18 protein-coding genes are annotated in these 18,965 nt (G+C 61.6%); 10 read left to right on the top strand and 8 right to left on the bottom strand.

The window, feature by feature from the left end; translation table 11 throughout:
- Window positions 1-10: 10 nt before the first annotated feature.
- Window positions 11-865, bottom strand: coding sequence for a LysR substrate-binding domain-containing protein (locus tag AC3FMM_RS16815; protein WP_116381010.1), 855 nt, complete (start codon window positions 863-865; stop codon window positions 11-13).
- A gap of 71 nt (window positions 866-936) precedes the next feature.
- Between AC3FMM_RS16815 and AC3FMM_RS16820 the strand changes: the two genes are divergently transcribed.
- The 3 genes from AC3FMM_RS16820 to AC3FMM_RS16830 all read left to right on the top strand — a co-directional run bounded on the left by AC3FMM_RS16820 (window position 937) and on the right by AC3FMM_RS16830 (window position 3,796).
- On the top strand, window positions 937-1,836 hold the full coding sequence (locus tag AC3FMM_RS16820; protein WP_488687039.1) for an enoyl-CoA hydratase/isomerase family protein: 900 nt from the start codon (window positions 937-939) through the stop codon (window positions 1,834-1,836).
- A gap of 37 nt (window positions 1,837-1,873) precedes the next feature.
- Complete coding sequence (locus AC3FMM_RS16825) at window positions 1,874-3,067, top strand: CaiB/BaiF CoA transferase family protein (protein ID WP_488687040.1); 1,194 nt, start codon at window positions 1,874-1,876, stop codon at window positions 3,065-3,067.
- A gap of 555 nt (window positions 3,068-3,622) precedes the next feature.
- Window positions 3,623-3,796, top strand: a complete 174-nt coding sequence (locus AC3FMM_RS16830) for a hypothetical protein (RefSeq protein WP_488687041.1) — start codon at window positions 3,623-3,625, stop codon at window positions 3,794-3,796.
- Window positions 3,797-4,798: 1,002 nt separating this feature from the next.
- Here AC3FMM_RS16830 and AC3FMM_RS16835 read toward each other — a convergent pair.
- The 5 genes from AC3FMM_RS16835 to AC3FMM_RS16855 all read right to left on the bottom strand — a co-directional run bounded on the left by AC3FMM_RS16835 (window position 4,799) and on the right by AC3FMM_RS16855 (window position 9,338).
- Window positions 4,799-5,146 (bottom strand): hypothetical protein, encoded by a 348-nt coding sequence (locus tag AC3FMM_RS16835; protein WP_488687042.1) that lies wholly within the window; start codon window positions 5,144-5,146, stop codon window positions 4,799-4,801.
- Window positions 5,143-5,808, bottom strand: a complete 666-nt coding sequence (locus AC3FMM_RS16840; protein ID WP_488687043.1) for a helix-turn-helix transcriptional regulator — start codon at window positions 5,806-5,808, stop codon at window positions 5,143-5,145. Before AC3FMM_RS16840 ends, AC3FMM_RS16835 begins: the two co-directional genes overlap by 4 nt.
- A 739-nt stretch (window positions 5,809-6,547) precedes the next feature.
- Window positions 6,548-7,369, bottom strand: a complete 822-nt coding sequence (locus AC3FMM_RS16845) for an ABC transporter permease (protein ID WP_488687044.1) — start codon at window positions 7,367-7,369, stop codon at window positions 6,548-6,550.
- A 1-nt stretch (window position 7,370) separates the two neighbouring features.
- Window positions 7,371-8,219 (bottom strand): ABC transporter permease, encoded by an 849-nt coding sequence (locus tag AC3FMM_RS16850; protein WP_488687045.1) that lies wholly within the window; start codon window positions 8,217-8,219, stop codon window positions 7,371-7,373.
- Between the two features lie 93 nt (window positions 8,220-8,312).
- Entirely contained in the window at window positions 8,313-9,338 is a 1,026-nt protein-coding gene (locus AC3FMM_RS16855) for an ABC transporter substrate-binding protein (protein WP_488687046.1), read from the bottom strand.
- Between the two features lie 389 nt (window positions 9,339-9,727).
- Here AC3FMM_RS16855 and AC3FMM_RS16860 point away from each other — a divergent pair, with 389 nt between their 5' ends.
- The 4 genes from AC3FMM_RS16860 (at window position 9,728) to argE (ending at window position 13,138) form a co-directional block, all read left to right on the top strand.
- Window positions 9,728-10,141 carry a RidA family protein gene (locus AC3FMM_RS16860; protein ID WP_488687047.1) on the top strand — a complete coding sequence of 138 codons (414 nt, stop codon included), beginning with the start codon at window positions 9,728-9,730 and terminating at the stop codon, window positions 10,139-10,141.
- A 7-nt stretch (window positions 10,142-10,148) separates the two neighbouring features.
- Window positions 10,149-10,820, top strand: a complete 672-nt coding sequence (locus AC3FMM_RS16865; RefSeq protein WP_488687048.1) for a DUF1028 domain-containing protein — start codon at window positions 10,149-10,151, stop codon at window positions 10,818-10,820.
- Window positions 10,821-10,929: 109 nt separating this feature from the next.
- A complete protein-coding gene (locus AC3FMM_RS16870) occupies window positions 10,930-11,904 on the top strand; it encodes a LysR family transcriptional regulator (RefSeq protein ID WP_488687049.1) in 975 nt (324 codons plus the stop codon).
- A gap of 58 nt (window positions 11,905-11,962) precedes the next feature.
- Entirely contained in the window at window positions 11,963-13,138 is a 1,176-nt protein-coding gene (gene argE / locus AC3FMM_RS16875) for an acetylornithine deacetylase (RefSeq protein ID WP_488687050.1), read from the top strand.
- A gap of 47 nt (window positions 13,139-13,185) precedes the next feature.
- Here the strand turns inward: argE and AC3FMM_RS16880 are convergent, their stop codons facing one another.
- Window positions 13,186-14,331, bottom strand: coding sequence for an alpha-hydroxy acid oxidase (locus AC3FMM_RS16880; protein ID WP_488687164.1), 1,146 nt, complete (start codon window positions 14,329-14,331; stop codon window positions 13,186-13,188).
- Window positions 14,332-14,437: 106 nt separating this feature from the next.
- Window positions 14,438-15,691, bottom strand: a complete 1,254-nt coding sequence (locus AC3FMM_RS16885; RefSeq protein ID WP_488687051.1) for a flavin-containing monooxygenase — start codon at window positions 15,689-15,691, stop codon at window positions 14,438-14,440.
- Window positions 15,692-16,103: 412 nt separating this feature from the next.
- Between AC3FMM_RS16885 and AC3FMM_RS16890 the strand changes: the two genes are divergently transcribed.
- The 3 genes from AC3FMM_RS16890 to AC3FMM_RS16900 all read left to right on the top strand — a co-directional run bounded on the left by AC3FMM_RS16890 (window position 16,104) and on the right by AC3FMM_RS16900 (window position 18,957).
- Window positions 16,104-17,252 (top strand): ABC transporter ATP-binding protein, encoded by a 1,149-nt coding sequence (locus tag AC3FMM_RS16890; protein ID WP_488687052.1) that lies wholly within the window; start codon window positions 16,104-16,106, stop codon window positions 17,250-17,252.
- Between the two features lie 93 nt (window positions 17,253-17,345).
- The gene (locus AC3FMM_RS16895) at window positions 17,346-18,323 is read left to right on the top strand and encodes an NAD(P)H-quinone oxidoreductase (protein WP_488687053.1); all 978 of its coding nucleotides are present in this window, start codon (window positions 17,346-17,348) and stop codon (window positions 18,321-18,323) included.
- Window positions 18,324-18,336: 13 nt separating this feature from the next.
- Window positions 18,337-18,957 (top strand): glutathione S-transferase, encoded by a 621-nt coding sequence (locus AC3FMM_RS16900; RefSeq protein ID WP_488687054.1) that lies wholly within the window; start codon window positions 18,337-18,339, stop codon window positions 18,955-18,957.
- Window positions 18,958-18,965 lie beyond the last annotated feature (8 nt).

Below are 18,965 nucleotides of genomic sequence, written 5' to 3' on the forward strand. Positions count from 1 at the left end.
CGTAGCTCGTTCAGCGCGGCGAAATCAGGCGGCTGATGCTCAGTGCGCTCTCGCTAAGCCTGCCGGTGCGCGCATAAAGCCGGTAGCTGATGGTCGGCAGCGCTGGCATGCCCGAGTGAGGGTCCAGGACTTTCAGGTCCGGGGCCAGCATCTCTACGGTGCGAGGCGTGATCCCCATGCCCGCTCGCAATGCAGCCCGAATACCTGCCAGCGTCGAGGTCTGGAAGGCAATACGCCAGGGGATGCTGGCTTCCGACAGGGACTTGATTGCCATGCTGTGGAACGGGCAATCTCTTTCGATGAGCACAAGCGGTACCGGCGCGCCGGGCTGATGGTGATACCGCGCGCCGGCGATCCAGGTGACGGGAGAGGTGCGCAGCACGACCTGATCGAACTCCGGATTCGGCACCGGATCAAGCATGACGACCAGGTCAATCTCGCCCCGGCGCAGGGACGAGGTCAGCCAACGGCGGCGGCCAACCTGGATGTCCACGCGCAGACCGGGAAAAACCTCGGCACACATCTTCAGGTACTCGGGAATCAACGAGTCGACGGCGTCAGCACAAGCTCCGACTTTCACAGGCTCGTCGAAGGCTCTCTGGGTCATGGCGCGATAGGCCTCATCGTTCAGGCCGACGATGCGACGCGCGTAGTCGAGAAGTCTGCTGCCCGCCATGGTAAGACGCTTGCTGCGCCCGACACGCTCGAACAATTCGCAGTCGAGCGCGGCCTCCAGTTTCTGCATCTGCTGGGACACGGCGGCCTGGGTACGGAAAACCTGTTCCGCCGCCACAGCGAAGTTTTCTTTTTCCGCCACGGCAACAAAGGTGCGAAGCAGGCCGATGTCAAGGTTGCGAAAGCTCATGTCGAATAACGTTGCGGCCTCGGCTTGCAAGAGGCGTTGATTCCTAACATTAACCTTCAGGATTGAACAGCGTGACTTCCAGCGTATCCCCCACACCCATCGAAGCTGCAGGCCGGTCTGCCGCCGCGGCGGCGCCATTCGTTCGCACTGGCGTTCACGGCGCAGTTTTTCGCATCGAGCTTAACCGATCCGATGCGAGGAATCCACTGGGTGCCGACATGGTTGCCGCATTGGCAAAGGCGGTTGACCGGGCCGAACAGATGGATGACGTACGGGTCATTCTCTTCACCGCGGCAGGCAAGGCCTTCAGTGCTGGTGGAGATCTCGGCAATATCGCGGACCGCCTGGCAGTGAAGCCTGGCGCGGATGGCCAGGACCCGATTGCGGTTGGCAACCGTCGCTATGGCGAGTTCCTGTCCCGGCTCACTCGGTCGTCGAAGGTTACGGTAGCGAGTGTGCATGGGGCCGCCATGGGCGGTGGTGCTGGCCTGGTATGCGCGGTGGACATCTCCGTCGGTTCTCCCGGCACACGGTTCGGGTTCCCGGAGGCAGGTATTGGTCTGGTGCCCGGGCAAATCCTCCCTTTCGTCAGCGCACGCGTTGGCGTTCAGGTTGCGCGCCGCCTCATGCTCACCGGTGAACGGATCAATGGAGTGGAGGCGCACCGCATCGGCTTGCTGGACTACCTTGCACAATCTGAGGAGGCACTACCAGCGCGCGTGCAGGAAGTTCTGGAATTCGTCGTGGCCACGGCACCCGCGGCCAGTGTCTTGACCAAGTCCCTGCTGACACAGGCTCGCTCGCTGTCAGCCGAGTCGCACAAGGCATTGGAAAACTACCTCGATGCCGCCTCGATCAAGTTTGCACAGCAAATGCGTTCGGAGGCGGTGGAAGGCGTGACAGCGGCGCGGGAGCGCCGGCCAGCGCGCTGGAACGTGGGAGCCGAACTGCCGCCGTTGGCGGCGAATTGAACAAAAGCGTCGAACAACATTCAGGAGGCACGGAACAATGGCATCACTGGACGGCGTGAAGGTCGTGGATCTCTCACGGGTACTTGGCGGTCCCTTGTGCGCGCAAATTCTCGGAGATCATGGGGCAAACGTGATTAAGGTAGAGGGTCCGATGGGCGATGAGACGCGTACCTGGGGCCCCCCATTCAATGAGGCTGGGATGGCGTCGTACTTCGCCGGCATCAATCGTAACAAACGCACGGTATGCCTCGACTTGGCATTGCCAGAGGGACGCGCAGTGCTGATGCGATTGCTTGCTGACGCGGATGTGCTGATTGAAAACTTCAAGGTTGGCACGCTGGAGCGTTGGGAGATGGGCTATGACGACGTGCTCTCCACACGCTTTCCGAAGCTCATCCATTGCCGTGTCACCGGCTTCGGTGCGACAGGGCCGCTCGGCGGGCTGCCCGGCTACGATGCCGCGGTGCAGGCGCTCGGTGGCATCATGAGCATCAACGGTGACCCGGATGGCACGGCCACGCGTGTCGGGGTGCCGATCGTCGACGTGACGACCGGGTTGAGCGCCGTGATTGGTGTGTTGCTGGCCTTGCATGAGCGTGAGCGCAGCGGTAGGGGACAGTCCATCGAGTCGGCTCTGTACGACAACGCTCTATTTTCGCTATACCCACACTCCATCAACACACTATTCACCGCCAAGGCTCCAATGCGGTCCGGCAATGGCCATCCGAACATCGCACCCTACGATACCTATGTGACCGCCACAGAGCCCATCTATCTCGCAGTCGGCAACAACGGCCAGTTTCAGCGGCTGTGCGAAGCGGTGGACCGCACTGAACTGGCGGTTGATATACGCTACGCTACAAATGCTCAGCGAGCCGTGCATCGGTTTGATCTTAAGCGTGATCTTGAGGCAGCCTTCAGCTGCTTCGAAGCGCAGTCGCTGTTCGAGCGCTTGGTGGCGGTTGGCGTGCCGTGCGGTGTCATCCACAACGTGGTCGAGGCGCTGAACCACCCGCATACCGCGCACCGTGGCATGGTGGCAGAAATCGGCAACTTCAAGTCGGTCGCCTCTCCTGTCAAACTAAGCCGCACGCCGGCAACGTACCGTGAGGCGCCGCAAGAGATCGGCGCCAGCACGGTGGAGGTGTTGCGTGAGGCAGGCCTTACCGATTCACAAATCGAAAGGCTAATTGACCAGGGCGTGGCGCTTCAGCGAAGGCATATTCCGTAATAAGCAGCAATTTTCTTAACCAACCCATGTATGGCCACACGGGTGATAGAGTCACCGCGGAATACCACGAGCTTCACCTCGTGGATAGCGGCCCGTAACCGTCCGCTGATGGCCGTGTAGACGCGAGAGGAAATCTATCCAGAGTAGTTCCCATCAGAATCTGGCGGGGACTACTTTGGAGACTGTGGAAAGCGTGGTGGCCGCATGCATGGCAGCCGCAATCACCCGATCGAACTGAAGCTAAGACTTGCAGAAGCTGCGTGCGTGCCAGGCGTGTCGGCTTCAAAGCTGGCGCTGGAACACAGTCTGAACGTGAACATGGTCTTTCGGCGGCGTCGCATGCTCAGAGCAGAGCAATTCGGTGCCCCAGGTTAGCGACGCCCCAATGCTGCTACCCGTTGTAGTCAGAGGATCGGAGTCGAGGAATCGTCCGCCGCGTCGCTCACGTGAAAGCCGTGCGATCGGCCGAAAGCGTCGCCAAACGGGATCATCCGATTGCAACTGGTCAGGGCAAACGTGGCGATCTACTAAAGTGTCTGTACGCGGGACGGTGGTTTGTGCCTGTTTGGCAAACGTTGGAACGAAGTCGGATCGCCGCTGTCGCCGGCGTTGCTGCATGTGCAGGGCTTTCTGGGCCTGAATGGCTGGCAATGGCTACTCCTCCTCGAAGCATTACCCACGGTATTGCTCGGCATCGCCTGCCTGTTCGCGCTGACCGACCGGCCGTAGCTTGCCAAATGGCTCGACGAGACCTCGCTGGCACAACGCCTGTACAGTGAACGCGCGGGCAAGACACTAAACTTCGATACACCGGCTGAACGATTCCATCAAGCTGTTGCGTTGAGCGGTTGAATCTGCAAGCCGCAACTGACGTTTGGATTGTCGACGTTCGAAACCGGCCTGATCAACGCGGTGCCGTACCGGCTGGCTGCATCGTGGGGTGCTCTGGGGTCGCATTCCGACAAGACCAGCGAGCGCCGCTGGGATAAGGCCATCCCTCTGGCCCGTATCGCCGTGGGACTGCTGGGGAAGATGGTGGCTCGCCCCTTGCCGCTACGCAGCTGGGCTTGAGCCTAGCGCCGTGCGGCGCGTACTCTTTCAAAGGTCTGTGGACACTTTCGTCGGGTTGGTTCGATTCCGGCTCCGCTGCGGCAATGCTGGCTGGTATCAATGCGGCATCGAATTGTCGGTAGCGGAATGGTCTCGCTGGTGGGCCTGATAAGACTGCGACGGGGTAGCTACCGACTTGCACTACTTCCGGTTGTTGCGCTGGCATTGCTAGGTAGCATGAGTCTGTTATGGATTAGCGGGAGTGCCAGCTCCGATGGCAGCAGCGCAAAACAATAGCTGAACACGACTGCCGTCCTGAGGACACGGTTCGTTGCGGAGGCAACATACCGGGCGTTGAGGGTTGAGCGACCGACGCCTGGCGGGCCGTCAAGTAAGCTGATCTCCGGTCACAGATCGGCCAAGTAACTTTAGGCCTTCATGTGACAGCGCTGTTGCTATCAAGGTCGACTACTATGGCCGACACCACTGCGACAAAAAATGGGACGATTCCGATGAGTCCCTTGCCGAAGGGGGACATCGCAGACTGCTCGGGCCACCTACCTGACAACCCGTTTCGCGTGCACGCGGGGCTGAACGATGACCGTAGCCCCACTGGCTCCGGGCAATTCTTTGGTGGGTTGATAATCGTCCAGAATTCTAAGGTGATGAATGGCCGATGATTCAGCAATAGGGGACGTTCCTTCGACTAGTGCGAATGGCTGCCCCTGGCCGACAAGCCCGTCCCCTCGAGTGAAGCAGGGCTGTTTGGGACAAGGCGCGTCCGGCATTTTTGGTCGCTATAAATTCTGTTGACGCAGGGCGGAAGCCTTCGCCAATCGCCGCGTCGATCGCATCCGCCTTGTGGGTAGCATTGAGCGGATAGATGTCGGCCTCTGCGGACATCGTGAAAACCGCCGGGGGATTCGGGATGAGCCCCAGGATGGACTGACTGCCAACGACAACGAACTCATATTCATTCGTGATGTCGGCAGCAGCTCGAATGATGTGCTCCAGATCCTCCCGCTTCATGCCTGGTTCGCAAGGACAACGCCTTTTTTTAAGGCCTGAATCTGTGCTAGCACTTCTTGGCGAAGGGCATCTGGTAAAAGCGTGGGCAAAGGAGACGCTTGGCGCAACTCTTGGGCACGCCGAGTTCGGCCAAGCGCTTTGCGCCACGACTGTTTCGCGAGAATCGTTTCCCACTCGGACCAGAGAGAATCAGACCGCGAGTCTCCCTGCGCGCGCCATCGTCTGAGGACTTCTCGTGCCCGGTCCAGTAGCGCGGGGTCGTCCTGAATCAGGCGGATCGCTTCCTTGTGCAGCGCCATGCTCTGCAAGTCCTGAGCCTCATGACTGCCCGGATCCGTCCTGACCCGAACCTGGACCTGCGGTATGGCGCGCTTCGATGAGGCGGCCGCAGAGTTCGCCGGCGCCGGTTGAAACGTATCGCTGACTAACAGGGCAAGGTCACCGGCAACCCCCAGCGCGGACATGACACGCAGATATGTGCCCATGGTCGGCGCGGGGTCGCCTGCCTCAACGGCAGCGAGAGTCGTCCGGGAGATGCCGACGCGCTTGGCCATCTCGACCGTGCCAAGGCCCTGCGCCTTTCGCAGGCGTTTGATGCGATCGCCCAGTTGCAGGAGCAAGTGGCGCTCAAGAACGGAGGTGGCATCGGTAAAGGCTGGCATATGTCCAGTATTCTAGTCAAAAACCCATACTCTGACTAGTTCAGTGAACACTTACGCTCTGTAACGGATTGGGCATCAACCTTCACATACGTTGAACAATGAGATGCATACATCACGCCGCCGGTGATAGTGAGCTTGCGGCCTCCAAGGAGCCTGTACGCAGTGGGTCGTGCCGAGTCAAAAGTCGATTGCAGGTTCGACTATCGCTCCCGGAGCCAGTATCCGCTACAAAGGCAAACAGGACTGTAGCCAGATGGCTTCCTCCGCGGAAGGCCGCTTCAATCTAAGAGACCTGTCCAGCCCCCGGGAGGGTAACGCTATTCCATGTGAGACGCCGCCCTGAAGTGCGTGCTTCGAGGCGCCGCAAGACCCGCTTCAGCGGACTTCGGCCCCTATCCAGGCCTGAGTGGCTCTAAAGGGCAGGCCAGCCGTCTTTCGAAATCGCTTCACTATGATTGCTGAGGACGGAGCTGTCCTCCGTGTTAATGCAATGCTCCTGCCAAAAACTGGGAAAGATAACACCGCCTGTGGTGCCTGAGGATGCGGAGACCGCTAGCACGTATTTCGACCAAGATTCTTATAGCTCCTTTGGGTAGCTGCCTTGAAAATTACAGGGCTGCTTACGCCAAAGGCTGATGCCCCATGGCCGTCTGCAGGATTCTCAGATGGGCGGATGCCACGATGTGGTCCGGCCTGCTGGCTACATACCGCCAGCAGGCTTTTAGCAGCGCATGCCCTGTCAATGCCCTTCCTCGATATTGAGGATTTTCCCCAAGCCGAGAAAATAGTTCGCAAAGGCAAGCACGCTAGCGGTCACGGCAATATAGACGACTGACAGTGCGGCCAGCGTCGGATCGGCAAACTCCCGGACATAGTTGTACATAGAAACGGGCAGGGTCTGCGTGTCTTGCGTTGTGACAAAAAGGGATGCGGTGAATTCACTGAACGACATGATCGCCGCAAACAACCAGCCGCCAAAGAGCCCCGGCGCGAGCAGCGGAATCGTAATCGTGAAAAGCACCTTGAGCGGCGACGCACCGAGGCTTGCTGCCGCCTGTTCCAGCCTTGCGTCCAGGTTTTCCATGGAAACATAGACGCTCTTCAGCACGAACGGCAGCACCAGCATCACGTGACACAGGATGACGACGTCATATGAGCGGTGTATGGAGGCCTGTGACACCAGGATGAGTAGGCCCAACCCCAGCGTGAAGTGCGGCACCACGAGCGGAGAATGCAGGATGGCCAGCAGCGTCTGCTTGCCGGGAAACTCCAGCCGTTTGACGGCAATCGACAGGCAGGTCCCGATCACCAGCGCAATGAACGAGGACCATCCGGTGATGACGAGGCTGGCGCGGAATCCATCCTGGAAATCCGGATAACTGAAGACGCGTGCGAACCATGTCAGCGAATAGGATTCAGGCGGGAACGTGATGATCGCCTTTTCGTTGAAGGCGGCGATCGTCACCACCACGACCGGCAGCAGCACGAACGCAAGCAGGATGGCGACGAGCAGCGGGCCTGCGACACGCAGCGGCAAGGGCAGAGCGCTTTTGATTCTCATGTTAGTGTCCTCCCACGGCTTTCAGTCGCCTGGTGAACAGCCCCAGGGAAAAGAGCGCTGCGGCCGTCAGCAGCAAGCCCATCACACTAAGGCTGGCCGCCAGCGGGAAGTTCATGGAAGCGAAGCCAAGCTGGTACACCAGCGTCGAGACCGTCGGCACGCGGCCTCCGCCAATCATCTGAGGCGTCGCGAAGGCGCTGAAGGTCCAGGCGAACGCAGTTGTGATGCCAGCCAGGATACCCGGCATCGAAAGCGGCAGCGTGACCGTGAGGAAGGTCCTGACCGGGCCGGCACCCAGGCTCTGGGCGGCTTTTTCGTAGTCGCGGTCGATATGCGAAATTGCCGTGGCAAGCATCAGCACCACGACGGGAATCGTCACGTGCACCAGCGCGACCAGCACGCCCAGGTGGGTGAACATGAGTTCCAGTGGCCAGTCGATCAGGCCGAACTTTCGCAGCGTGCCATTGATGAAGCCATTGCTGCCCAGGACGGCGATCCAGGAGTAGGTCCGGACGATTTCCCCCAGAAACAGGGGCGTAATGGACACCACGAGGATAAAGGACTTGAGCGCCCGGCTCCTGACGCGCACCAGGGCATAGGCCAGCGGGTACGCAACGAGCAGCGAAAACACGGTCGTCTCGACGCTCAGCCACAAGGTGTTGGAGAACGCGTCGAGATAAATCGACTTGGTCAGGTCGTTGAAATTGGCGAACGTAAATCCACCGACCTCGAGGGAGCCGGGCACATACGCCCGGAAGCTGAACTGCAGGACCGCAATCAACGATACTGCGATGCACAGCGCGACAAGTACTGCCGGGGAGACCAACCAGGCTCGTGGATCGGGGCGCATTCTTAGACCTTATTCCAGATGCTCAATCGGCGAGGGAGGATCGGCGCGGTGCATGGCCGCGCCGACCCTCCCTCCATACTCTTGCTGGCGGGTTCAGTTCATGACGTTTTCAGTGAACCACTTGCGCCATTCCGCCGTCTTCTCGGCGCGCAGCTTGTGGTCCACGAGGATGGCCTTGTCCCACTGCTCCTTCGTCGTGAACACGCCGGGCAGCTTGGCGTCTTCAGGCGAAACCTTGGCGTCGTCGACGACGGGGCTGGCCTTCTTCAAGGCCACGATCTTCGACTGGACGTCCGGGGACAAGGCGATGTTCATGAACTTGTAGGCCAGATCGGCCTTGGTGGAGCCCTTCGTGATGGCCATGGTATCGATGCCGAGCACAGCGCCTTCCTTTGGCGTGACCAACTTGACGGGCACACCCTGGCTGATCATGTGATAGGCGTTGATCGACAGGATGACCTGCACGGGCGTTTCGCCGGTGGCGATCAACTGCTGCGCATTGGCGTCATTGGTATAGAACGCCTTGAAGTTGGGCTTTAGCGCCTTGAGCTTGTCCTGCCCCTTTTCCCAGCTTTGCGCATCGCCACCCGACAGCATGGCCGAAACCGCGACCACATGGCTCGGATCGAAGTCAGGCACGCCAATCTTGCCTTTCAGGGCCGGGCTCCACAGGTCGTTCCAGCTCTCGAACTTGACGCTGGGCGGCACCAGGTCGGCGCGATAACCGATGGTATAGACATAGGCCCAGCTGCCGATGTGATACGGGCTGATCTTGGCGCGCTCGACCAGATGCTTGTAATTCGGAATCTTGCTCGTATCCAGCTTTTCAAAGAGATTGCCGTTGGCGTAGAGCCAGCCGACGTGGGAAGTCGTGAAGGTAACGTCGCTCTCGGGCTTGGAGGCAAGCTTGGCCTTGTTCAGGCGGTCGATGGTGCCGCCCGTGATGTACTTGACCGGCACGCCGGTTTGCCGTGTGAACTCCTTGCCGATGCTTTCATCGATGAGGTCGCGGAAACTGCCGCCCCATGTGCTCACCACCAAGGCTTCCTGGGCCCATGCCGCGGTACTGCCAAGCGTGGCGGAGAGCGCGCAAAGTGCCAAAAGCTTGCGAATCGTCATTTACTAACCCCCAATCGAAAAAATAACGTCTGATAGAACTGGAAATACGCCGGAAGGTGCCACCGGGAAATGCAATCACAAGCAGCGCCGCGTTGCTGACGCAACCACGCTGGCGCAATGACTTCAAGTTACGGAGCCTATGATGTGAAAGTCGTACCAGGCGGCCAAGTCGGCTTTTTCGTAGGGGTGCCTCACATTTCCTGATGGGGGTGTGGATGGTTCCGCCGTCTGGAGCAGGTTAGCGGCCGTGTGAGGTGGGGTGGTATTCGGAAATTCCTAAACGGCCGGCAGGAAAATACAAATGGCGCCGCCGGCGGCTGCACCTGACCATGGAGTCGGGTGCATCGCCCCCAATCTCCCGCCACCTGCCGAATCGATCCGAATCGACCATGAAGCATACCCGCATCCGCACCTTCAACACCAAAGTCACCTACCCGGAACAGAATCTGGACAACGACCTTTGCCAGGCCGTTGTCGCGCGAGGCAGTACCGTTTTTCTGCGAGGGCAGATCGGCCAGAACCTCGACACCTCGGAGAGCGTGTGCATCGGGGACGTCGCCGGACAGGCGGAGCAGGCCATGGCCAATATCGCGATGCTGCTCAGGGAAGCCGGCGGCGAGCTCGAGGACATCTGCAAGATCACGATCTACATCATCGACCCGCGCTACCGCGAGGCGGTCTATCGCGTCGTTGGCCGCTGGCTGAAGGGTGTCTTCCCGGTCTCGACCGGCATCGTCGTATCGGCTCTGGCCCGCCCCGAGTGGCTGGTAGAGATCGACGCCACCGCTGTCATCCCCGACTGAGCCCGCCATGACCTTTTCCATCATTGCACGGTGCCCCGCCACCGGCCAGTTCGGCGCCGCCGTGGCGTCCTCGTCACCGGCGGTTGCCTCGCGCTGCATCCGCGGCCGCAGAGGGATCGGCGCCGCCGCGAGCCAGAATATTACCGACCCGGACCTGGGGCCCCTTGCCCTGGACCTGATGGCCAGCGGCCTGACGCCGGAACGCGCCCTCGCAGAGCTGCAGAAGCGCCCCCATATCGAGTATCGCCAGCTCATGGCCATCGATGCGCACAACCCGCCAGTGGTATTCACGGGTGCCAGGGCGCTGGGCACCCTGGCAAGCGTGGTCGGCACCCATGCCGCATGCGCGGGCAACATGCTGGCGACGCGTGAAGTGCCCAAGGCCATGCTGTCGGCCTTCGAGCAGGCCGAAGGCGCGCTCGCGGAACGGCTGATGCAGGCCATGCTCGCCGGCCAGGCCGCCGGCGGCGAGGAGGGCCCGGTGCATTCGGCAGGCCTGTTGGTGTACGACGCACAAGACTGGCCTGTCGTGGATCTGCGCCTGGACTGGATAGAAAGCGATCCGGTCGGGGCTCTCTATGCCGCCTGGCAGGTTTATGCGCCGCAGCTGAAGGACTATGTCAAGCGGGCGCTCGATCCCCGTGCGGCGCCCAGCTTTGGCGTTCCCGGAGACCTGTGACCAGTCCGACGCATCGAATGCAGCGTGGCACCGCCGGGTAAGCGGCCGGCACTCGAAAGGGCAAACCTTCTCCAGTACACTGGGCCGTTCCCCTTTTCCCGATCTCGACATGCTCAATCGCATTTCCCTGCGCCAGATGGAGTATTTCGTCGCAACGGCGAAGCACGGCAGCATCGCCGCTGCGTCGACGCAAATCCACATCTCCTCGCCCTCGATCTCCGCAGCGATCGCCCATATCGAGGCCGAACTGGGCGTGCAGTTGTTCGTGCGTCATCCTTCCAAGGGCATTGGCCTGACCACCATCGGCAAGCTGGTCCTGCATCATTGCGAAGACATGCTCGGACGGTCGTCCCAACTCTATGAAATCGCCTCCGATTCGAGCGACGTCATCCAGGGCACCTTGCGAGTGGGAAGCTTCCAGTCGCTCACGGCCATGATTGCGCCCGAGGTCATCTTCGGCTTTGCGCGCGCGTTCAAGAAAATCGAGCTGCAGATGATCGAAGGCGATCAGGAGGTCTTGATGAACAAGCTCCATGCGCTCGAGATTGACCTGGCGATCACCTACGACCTGCACCTTGACGATGACATCCAGTTCGAGAGCCTGGCGACGATGCCGCCCTATGTGCTGGTGAGCGAGGTCCATCCGCTGGCGCAGCAGAAGGTCGTTTCCTTCGAAGAGCTGGCGCCCGAACCCTACGTCCTGCTCGATATGCCGATGAGCCGGGACTATTTCACCTCCCTGTTTGAAAAGGCCGGTGTGACGCCGAACATCGCGGCGCGTTCCCAGTCCACGGAAGTGGTCCGGTCCATGGTCGCCAACGGCATTGGCTACGCACTCTTCAATGTGCGCCCCAAATCCGATCAGTCGCTCGATGGAAAGCGCTTGGTGCGGGTCCGCCTTGCCGGTACCCATCGGCCCATGTTGCTCGGCCTGGCGACTTACAAACCGATGAAACAGTCAAGATTGACGAGGATCTTCATGGAACGCTGCCGTGCTTATATCTCCGACCAATATATCCCCGGAATGAGCGCTCCAAGTTTCTTCGATCCCCATATAGCAGCGCCGCTGAAAGCGGCGTCCTGAAGCGCCAGCTGCATCGGTCATGCCGTGTTCGGCAATGGCCCGTCAAGAAAAGCCAGAGATGGAAAATCAAGCCTCCTCCGCTAGCGTCTCTCTCCTGGAAACGCTCGTTTCTTTCGCATCGGTTTCCCTGACGCCAAACATCGCGCTCATCCACAAGGTCCGGGACATCCTGGCGGAAGCCGGCATCGAATCGATGCTCGCGCCCGACCCACAGGATCCCGGCCGCTCCAATCTGTTTGCGACGGTTGGTCCGGTGGGCGTTCCGGGCGTGCTGCTCTCCGGCCATACCGATGTGGTGCCGGTGGAAGGCCAGCCCTGGACTTCGCCCCCTTTTGAGGCAACGCACCGGGATGGCCGCATCTACGGACGTGGCACAGCGGACATGAAAGGCTTCGTGGCCTGCGCCGTCACCGCCATGGTGGCAGCCGCCCGGGAGCCGCTCCAGCGCCCCTTGCAGCTGGCGCTGTCCTTCGATGAGGAAATCGGTTGCGTTGGCGTGCGCCACCTGCTGCGCCGCCTGGAGAGCAGCCTTCCCGCACCCTACCTGTGCATTGTCGGTGAGCCGACCCTGATGCGGATCGGCACCGGTCACAAGGGCAAGGCTGCCTACCGGGCGGTCTGCTGTGGCCAGGCCGGCCACTCAGGCCTGGCGCCCAGGTTCTTCAACGCCATCCACATGGCCAGCGACCTCGTCGCATCCCTGCGGGACGTGCAGGGTGAACTGGCGCAAAGCGGCCCGCGCGAGGAGGGCTACGGCGTGCCCTACAGCACGGTCCACGCCGGCGTCATCCACGGCGGCCGCGCCTTGAACATCGTGCCCAGCGAATGCGAAGTCAGTTTCGAAATTCGCAACGTCTCGGAAGATAAGCCCGAGGAGATCCTGAAGCGCGTGCTGGAGCGCCTGGCCGAGCGCGTCAAGAACGAGGCGCTGGATCCTGCGGCGCCGTTACCAGACATTCAGATGACGAACAGCTATCCCAGCCTGAACACGCGCGAGGATTCGCCTGCTGTCGGCCTGCTCGCTTCGCTGCTCCCCGCGGGCACCCCATGCGCCAGGGTGGACTATGGCAGCGAGGGTGGATTGTTCCAGCAGAGCTGGACCGAAACGCCAGTGCTGATCTGCGGGCCCGGAAGCATTGAAGTCGCACACAAGGCCGACGAGTATGTGGAGCTGGCGCAGATCGAAGCCTGCGACCGCATGCTGGGCGGCCTCGTCGAGTTTCTCTGTCAATAAGTCCCGGCGTCCTGGCCGGCCTCGGCCCGGACGTCTCACGGGCGCTATCAGAATGAAGTCAGCAGGATGCTGCGGTCGACCGACTGGATATCCGTCTTGCCGCAAAACGCCATGGAGAGATCGAGCTCGTTCTGAATGATGTTCAAGGCCATGGTCACGCCTGGCTCGCCAAAGGCGCCCAGGCCATACATCATGGCGCGACCGATATACGTGCCACGCGCCCCGAGCGCGATGGCCTTGAGCACATCCTGGCCCGAGCGGATGCCACCATCCATATGGACTTCCACCCGATCCCCGACCGCTTCCACGATGCGCGGCAATGTGGAGATCGATGACGCGGCCCCGTCCAGCTGGCGCCCGCCATGGTTGGACACGATGATGGCATCGGCGCCGCTTGCCACCGCCAGTCGCGCATCCTCCGGGTCCTGGATGCCCTTGACGATCAGCTTCCCATCCCACCGCTTCTTGATCCATTCGACATCCTGCCAGGACAGGCGCGGATCGAACTGTTCCCGAGTCCACTCCACCAGCGACCCGATATTGTCGACGCCCCTGGCATGCCCGACGATATTGCCGAACTGACGGTGTCTGGTACCCAGCATGCCCATGCACCAGCGCGGCTTGCTCGCCATGTTCACAAGGTTGCGCAGCGTCGGCCTGGGCGGCGTGGACAGGCCGTTCTTCTTGTCCTTGTGCCGCTGGCCGAAGACCTGCAGATCCATCGTGACCACCAGCGCCGAACAATTGGCATTCCTGGCACGTTCGATCAGGCTTTCGACAAACGCGCGGTCGCGCAGCACATACAGCTGGAACCAGAACGGATGGCACCCGGTCGCTTCTGCCACCGCCTCGATCGGGCAGATGCTCATGGTGGACAAGGTGAACGGGATGCCGTGCCGCTTCGCCGCCCGCGCGGCCAGGATTTCTCCATCGGCGTGCTGCATGCCGGTCAGCCCGGTGGGCGCGATCGCCACCGGCATGCTGACCGGCTGGCCCACCATTGTGCTGGCGGTGCTGCGCTCGGTAATGTCTACTGCCACGCGCTGGCGGAATTCGATACGCTGAAAATCCGCCTCGTTGGCACGGTAGGTATATTCGGTCCACGAACCGCCGTCGACATAGTCATAGAACATGCGCGGCACGCGCCTTCTCGCCAGCCGGCGCAGGTCTTCAACGCACGTGATCTCGGTCATGGGAGCTCCCTTAAAAAAAAAAAGCTGCCGGATCACCCGATCCGGCAGCTCGCGCATGCAACCTCGTTACCAATGACAGGTCACCGTGCAGCCTCGAGCAACAGGCTCAAGACCGCTCATACGTCATATATCCGTTCTGGAGCACGATATGGTCAGCGATGTATTTCGCATCGTGCCAGACGCCATAGATGAAGGACGACGCCCGGTTGACCAGATTCGGCAGGCCCAGGAAATAGATGCCGCTTTCCGCGGAGATGCCGCGCTTGTGGAACGGGTCTCCCTTCTCGTCGAAGGCATTCTTCACGTTCAGCCAGTTGAAATCGAACTTGAAACCGGTCGCCCAGAGAATCGTGGTGATGCCGGCTTCAGCCAGGTCGAGGCTGAGAATCGGGTGCTTGAGGCATTCCGGGTCCGGCAGCAGCTCCCAGGCGTCGGGTTCCGGCGGGAACGGCAGGCCGTTCTCTTCGATGTAGGCATCCGCTTCGCGCAGTACATCGAAGTAGGCACGGTCGCCTTCGGCGATGTTCTCGGGCAGGCCTGGCTCGAACGTCATGACGCCATCGTTGTAGGCCTGGGTCAGGCCGACCAGGTTGATGCCCGCGTGCGCCAGGCGCCGGAAATCGACGGTCTTGCCGCCTTCATAGCCGCTTACGGCGAAAGCGACGTGCGCTTTCTTGGGCCGGATCCTCACTTCATCCCACAGCCCGAGTGCGCCTAGCCACCAGCAGTAGTCACGGCCACGGTACGCGCGCGGCGGGCGGTAATGCTCGCCGACCGAGAGATAAACCGTCTTGCCGGCCTGGCGCAGCTCTTCGGCGATCTGTGAGCCGGAAGCACCCGCGCCCACCACGAGCACTCCGCCTTCGGCCAGCTGGCCCGGATTCTTGTAGGCCGAGGAATGCAGCTGCCGGATCTTTTCGCTCTCAGGCACGATCTTCGGATAGGCCGGCGTCTGGAACGGGCCGGTTGCGGCAACGACGTTGTTTGCCTCGATGATGCCGTCGGAGGTCGTCACCCTGAAACCGGGACGCCCTCGATGCCGTTCCACCTGCCTGACTTCCACGCCGGTACGGACCGGCGCCTTCAGCATGGCGGCATAGCTCTCGAAATACTGGGCCATGCGCTCTTTTGACGGAAAGGTCTCCGGCGAAATGCCTTCGAACTTCATCCCGGGAAAACGGTCATGCCAGGCCGGTCCATTCGCGACCAGAGAATCCCAACGTTCCGAGCGCCAGCGTTCTGCGATGCGGCTGCGTTCCAGCACGACATGCTGCACACCCATGTGCGCGAGATGCTCACTCATCGCGATGCCCGCCTGGCCAGCACCGACCACCACGGTGTTGATTTTTTCCACTGACATTTGAATTTCCTAAGAATAATCGCCCCGGTCAGTCGCCCCGGCACGGAAGCTTCGACAGCAGGGCCGTACTGGCGCCCTGGAGACATCGCTCATCGACGGTGGCCAGTTTGGTGAAGCCCACATCGTTTGAAAATCACGTTTTTCAAACTCAGGACTTAGGAAAAAGTAAAGCGCCGGCAGAAGGGGGCCGCACCGCCCCCCGAACCCGCGCACCACAAGGCGTTACCGGCCATCGCATCCGCGCCGCCTGCGCTTGGGAACGGGCATTTCGTTTTTTCCGAGGGACCGCATCAGTTTCGGCAAAGTCCCGATACTGGCTGTTTGCCTTATCCTGCTTGCCAGTACCAGCTCGGCCTCGATGTCATTGGGCCCAAGCCTGGAGCACGGCCTACTCCTCAATCTCCGTACAGCCATGAACGTAGCCAACTCCGAGCCTGCCGCACAGCAACGCCACGCACAGCCCGATACCGCAGTCAGCCTGGAGCGGGTGGTCAAGAAGTATCACGACCACACCGTGCTGCACGAGCTCTCGCTGAAGATACGGCGCGGGGAATTCCTCACCCTGCTGGGCCCGTCCGGCTGCGGCAAGACGACGCTCCTCAATCTCATCGCCGGCTTTGCGGAAGCCGACACCGGCGAGATTTTCATCGATGGTCAGCCGGTGACCTGCGAGCCGCCGCACAAGCGGCAGATCGGCATCGTCTTCCAGAACTACGCGCTCTTTCCCCATATGACCGTCGAGCGCAATATCGGCTATGGCCTGCGCATGCGGGGCGTGGGCAAGGACGAAATCGCACAGCGCGTGAAGCAGGTGATGGACCTGGTGAAGCTGGGCGGCCTAGGGCACCGCAAGCCGCGCGAACTCTCGGGCGGCCAGCAGCAGCGCGTGGCGCTGGCGCGGGCGCTGGTGATCCAGCCCAAGGTACTGCTGCTGGACGAGCCCTTCTCGGCCCTGGACAAGAACCTGCGCGGCTCCATGCAGGTAGAGATCCGGGAAATCCAGCGCCGCTTGCGCCTGACCACGGTATTCGTCACCCACGACCAGGGCGAGGCGCTGGCCATGTCAGACCGGATCGCGGTGATGTCGAACGGCACCATTCGCCAGATCGCGTCGCCGGCCGAGCTGTATCAGAACCCGCAAGACCCGTTCGTGGCGTCCTTCCTGGGCGACGTGAACATCCTGCCGGCGCATTATCACGGCCAGACGGCAACGGATGTGCAACTGCGCCTGGGCTCGGGGCTCATCAGCGTCCCGCATGCCCGCCTGGCCGACGCATCGCACGACGGGGAAAGGCTGGACGTGTACGTGCGCCCGGAGCACATCAGGCTTGAGAATCTGCATTCGGGATCGGTGTTGAGCGGCACGGTGATCAATCACGTCTACCAGGGCGATCACATCAATACGTTCATCGACGTGGACATTCCGATGACGGCCCGTCAGGTCGTCACGGTGCGCAGTGCAGGCCTGGGCGCCATGCAGCAATGGCCCATCGGCTCGGTCGCGGGACTTGCGCTGCCCGATGAGGGCGTCAGCATTTTCAGTCCGCACAAGCGGACGTAAGCACAGATGCAAGCGCGCAACGCGAAGGCATGACACAACGCGTCAGACAACGCCGCCTGAGATAACACACACATGACCAGTCTTCCCCGTTCCATGCAAGCCATCATCGCCCGTGAACCCGGCGACGCCGGTGTGCTAACGCTGGCCGAGCGCCCCATGCCCGAGCCCGGTGCTGGCGAAGTCCTGCTGCGCGTGCTTGCCGCCGGCGTCAACCGGCCCGACATCATGCAGCGTCAAGGTATCGCCAAGCCCGCGCCCGGCGTCACCGACGTGCTCGGCCTGGAAGTCTGCGGCGAAGTGGTCGCCTGCGGTCCCGGTGTGGACAGCCAGCTGATCGGTCAGCGGCTGATGAGCCTGGTGCCCGGCGGCGGCTATGCGCCATGGTGTACGGCGCCGGTCGATCAGTCCTTCATCGTTCCCGGCACGCTTTCCGATGTCGAGGCAGCCGCCTTGCCCGAGGGGCTGTTCACCGTGTGGCACAACCTGTTCGAGCTGGGTCGCCTGACCATGGGCGAAACAGTCCTGGTCCACGGCGCAGCCGGCGGTATCGGCACGCTCGCGATCCGGATGGCGCATGTCGCCGGCGCAACCGTCATCGCCACGGACAACGACGAAAGCCGTTTTCCGGAACTGCGCGTCATGGGCGCCGATGCGACGATCTGCTGGCCCACCACCGATTTCACCAAGGCCTGCCTGGACTACACCGATGGGCGCGGGGTCGACGTGGTCATCGACATCGTCGGCGGCGACTATGTCCGCCGCAATCTTGCCGCCATGGCCTTCGGCGGCCGCCATGTCAGCCTGTCCTTCATGCAGGGCTCGGCGGTCAATGTCGAACTGCTGACGCTGATGCAGCGCCAGGTGAGCCTGCACTCGTCCACCATGCGCCCGCAGAGCCATTACGAAAAGACCCGGATGGCCCAGAGCCTTGCCCGCCATGTCATCCCGCTGCTGAAAAACGGACGGGTCAAGCCGCGCATCCATGCCACCTTCCCGCTCGCGGAGGCGGTCGCGTCCCACCAGATGCTGGAAAGCGGCAAGGTCTTCGGCAAGCTGGTCCTGATCCCCTAGAATCCAATAAAGCATGCTGAAACTTCTTTTCGCTCCGACCTCGCCATTCGTGCGCAAGGTCATGGTCTGCGCGCACCTGACGGGCCAGGCCGAATCGATCGAGCTGCTGGACAGCGCCGCCCATCCGGTGCGGCGCGACCCGCGCATCGCGGCCCACAACCCGCTCGCCAAAGTTCCGACGCTGATCCTGGAAAATGGCCAGGCCATCTATGACAGCCGGGTGATTTGCGAGTACCTGGCCAGCCGGGCAGACGCCGCGAATATCTTTCCCGCCTCCGGCCCAGCGCGCTGGGCGGCCCTGACCCGTCAGGCGCTCGGCGATGGCCTGCTCGACGCCGCGCTGCTCGCGCGCTACGAACGGACGGCGCGCCCCGAGGAAGTCCAGTGGCCCACGTGGCGCGAAGCGCTGCTGACGAAAGTCAGCGCCTGCCTCGAGTCAATCGACGCCATCGCACCGGAGCTGGCGGAAGAACAGCCCACCATCGGTGAAATCACCATCGGGTGCGCTCTGGGGTATCTGGATTTCCGGTTTCCCGAATTCGACTGGCGCGCCCAATGTCGCAACGCGGCACGCTGGAATGAGGCTTTCCAAAACCTGCCGGCCATGCAGGCCACGCGCCCCCACGAAGGTTGAGATAGAGA

The organism is Cupriavidus sp. 207A1, assembly GCF_057798955.1.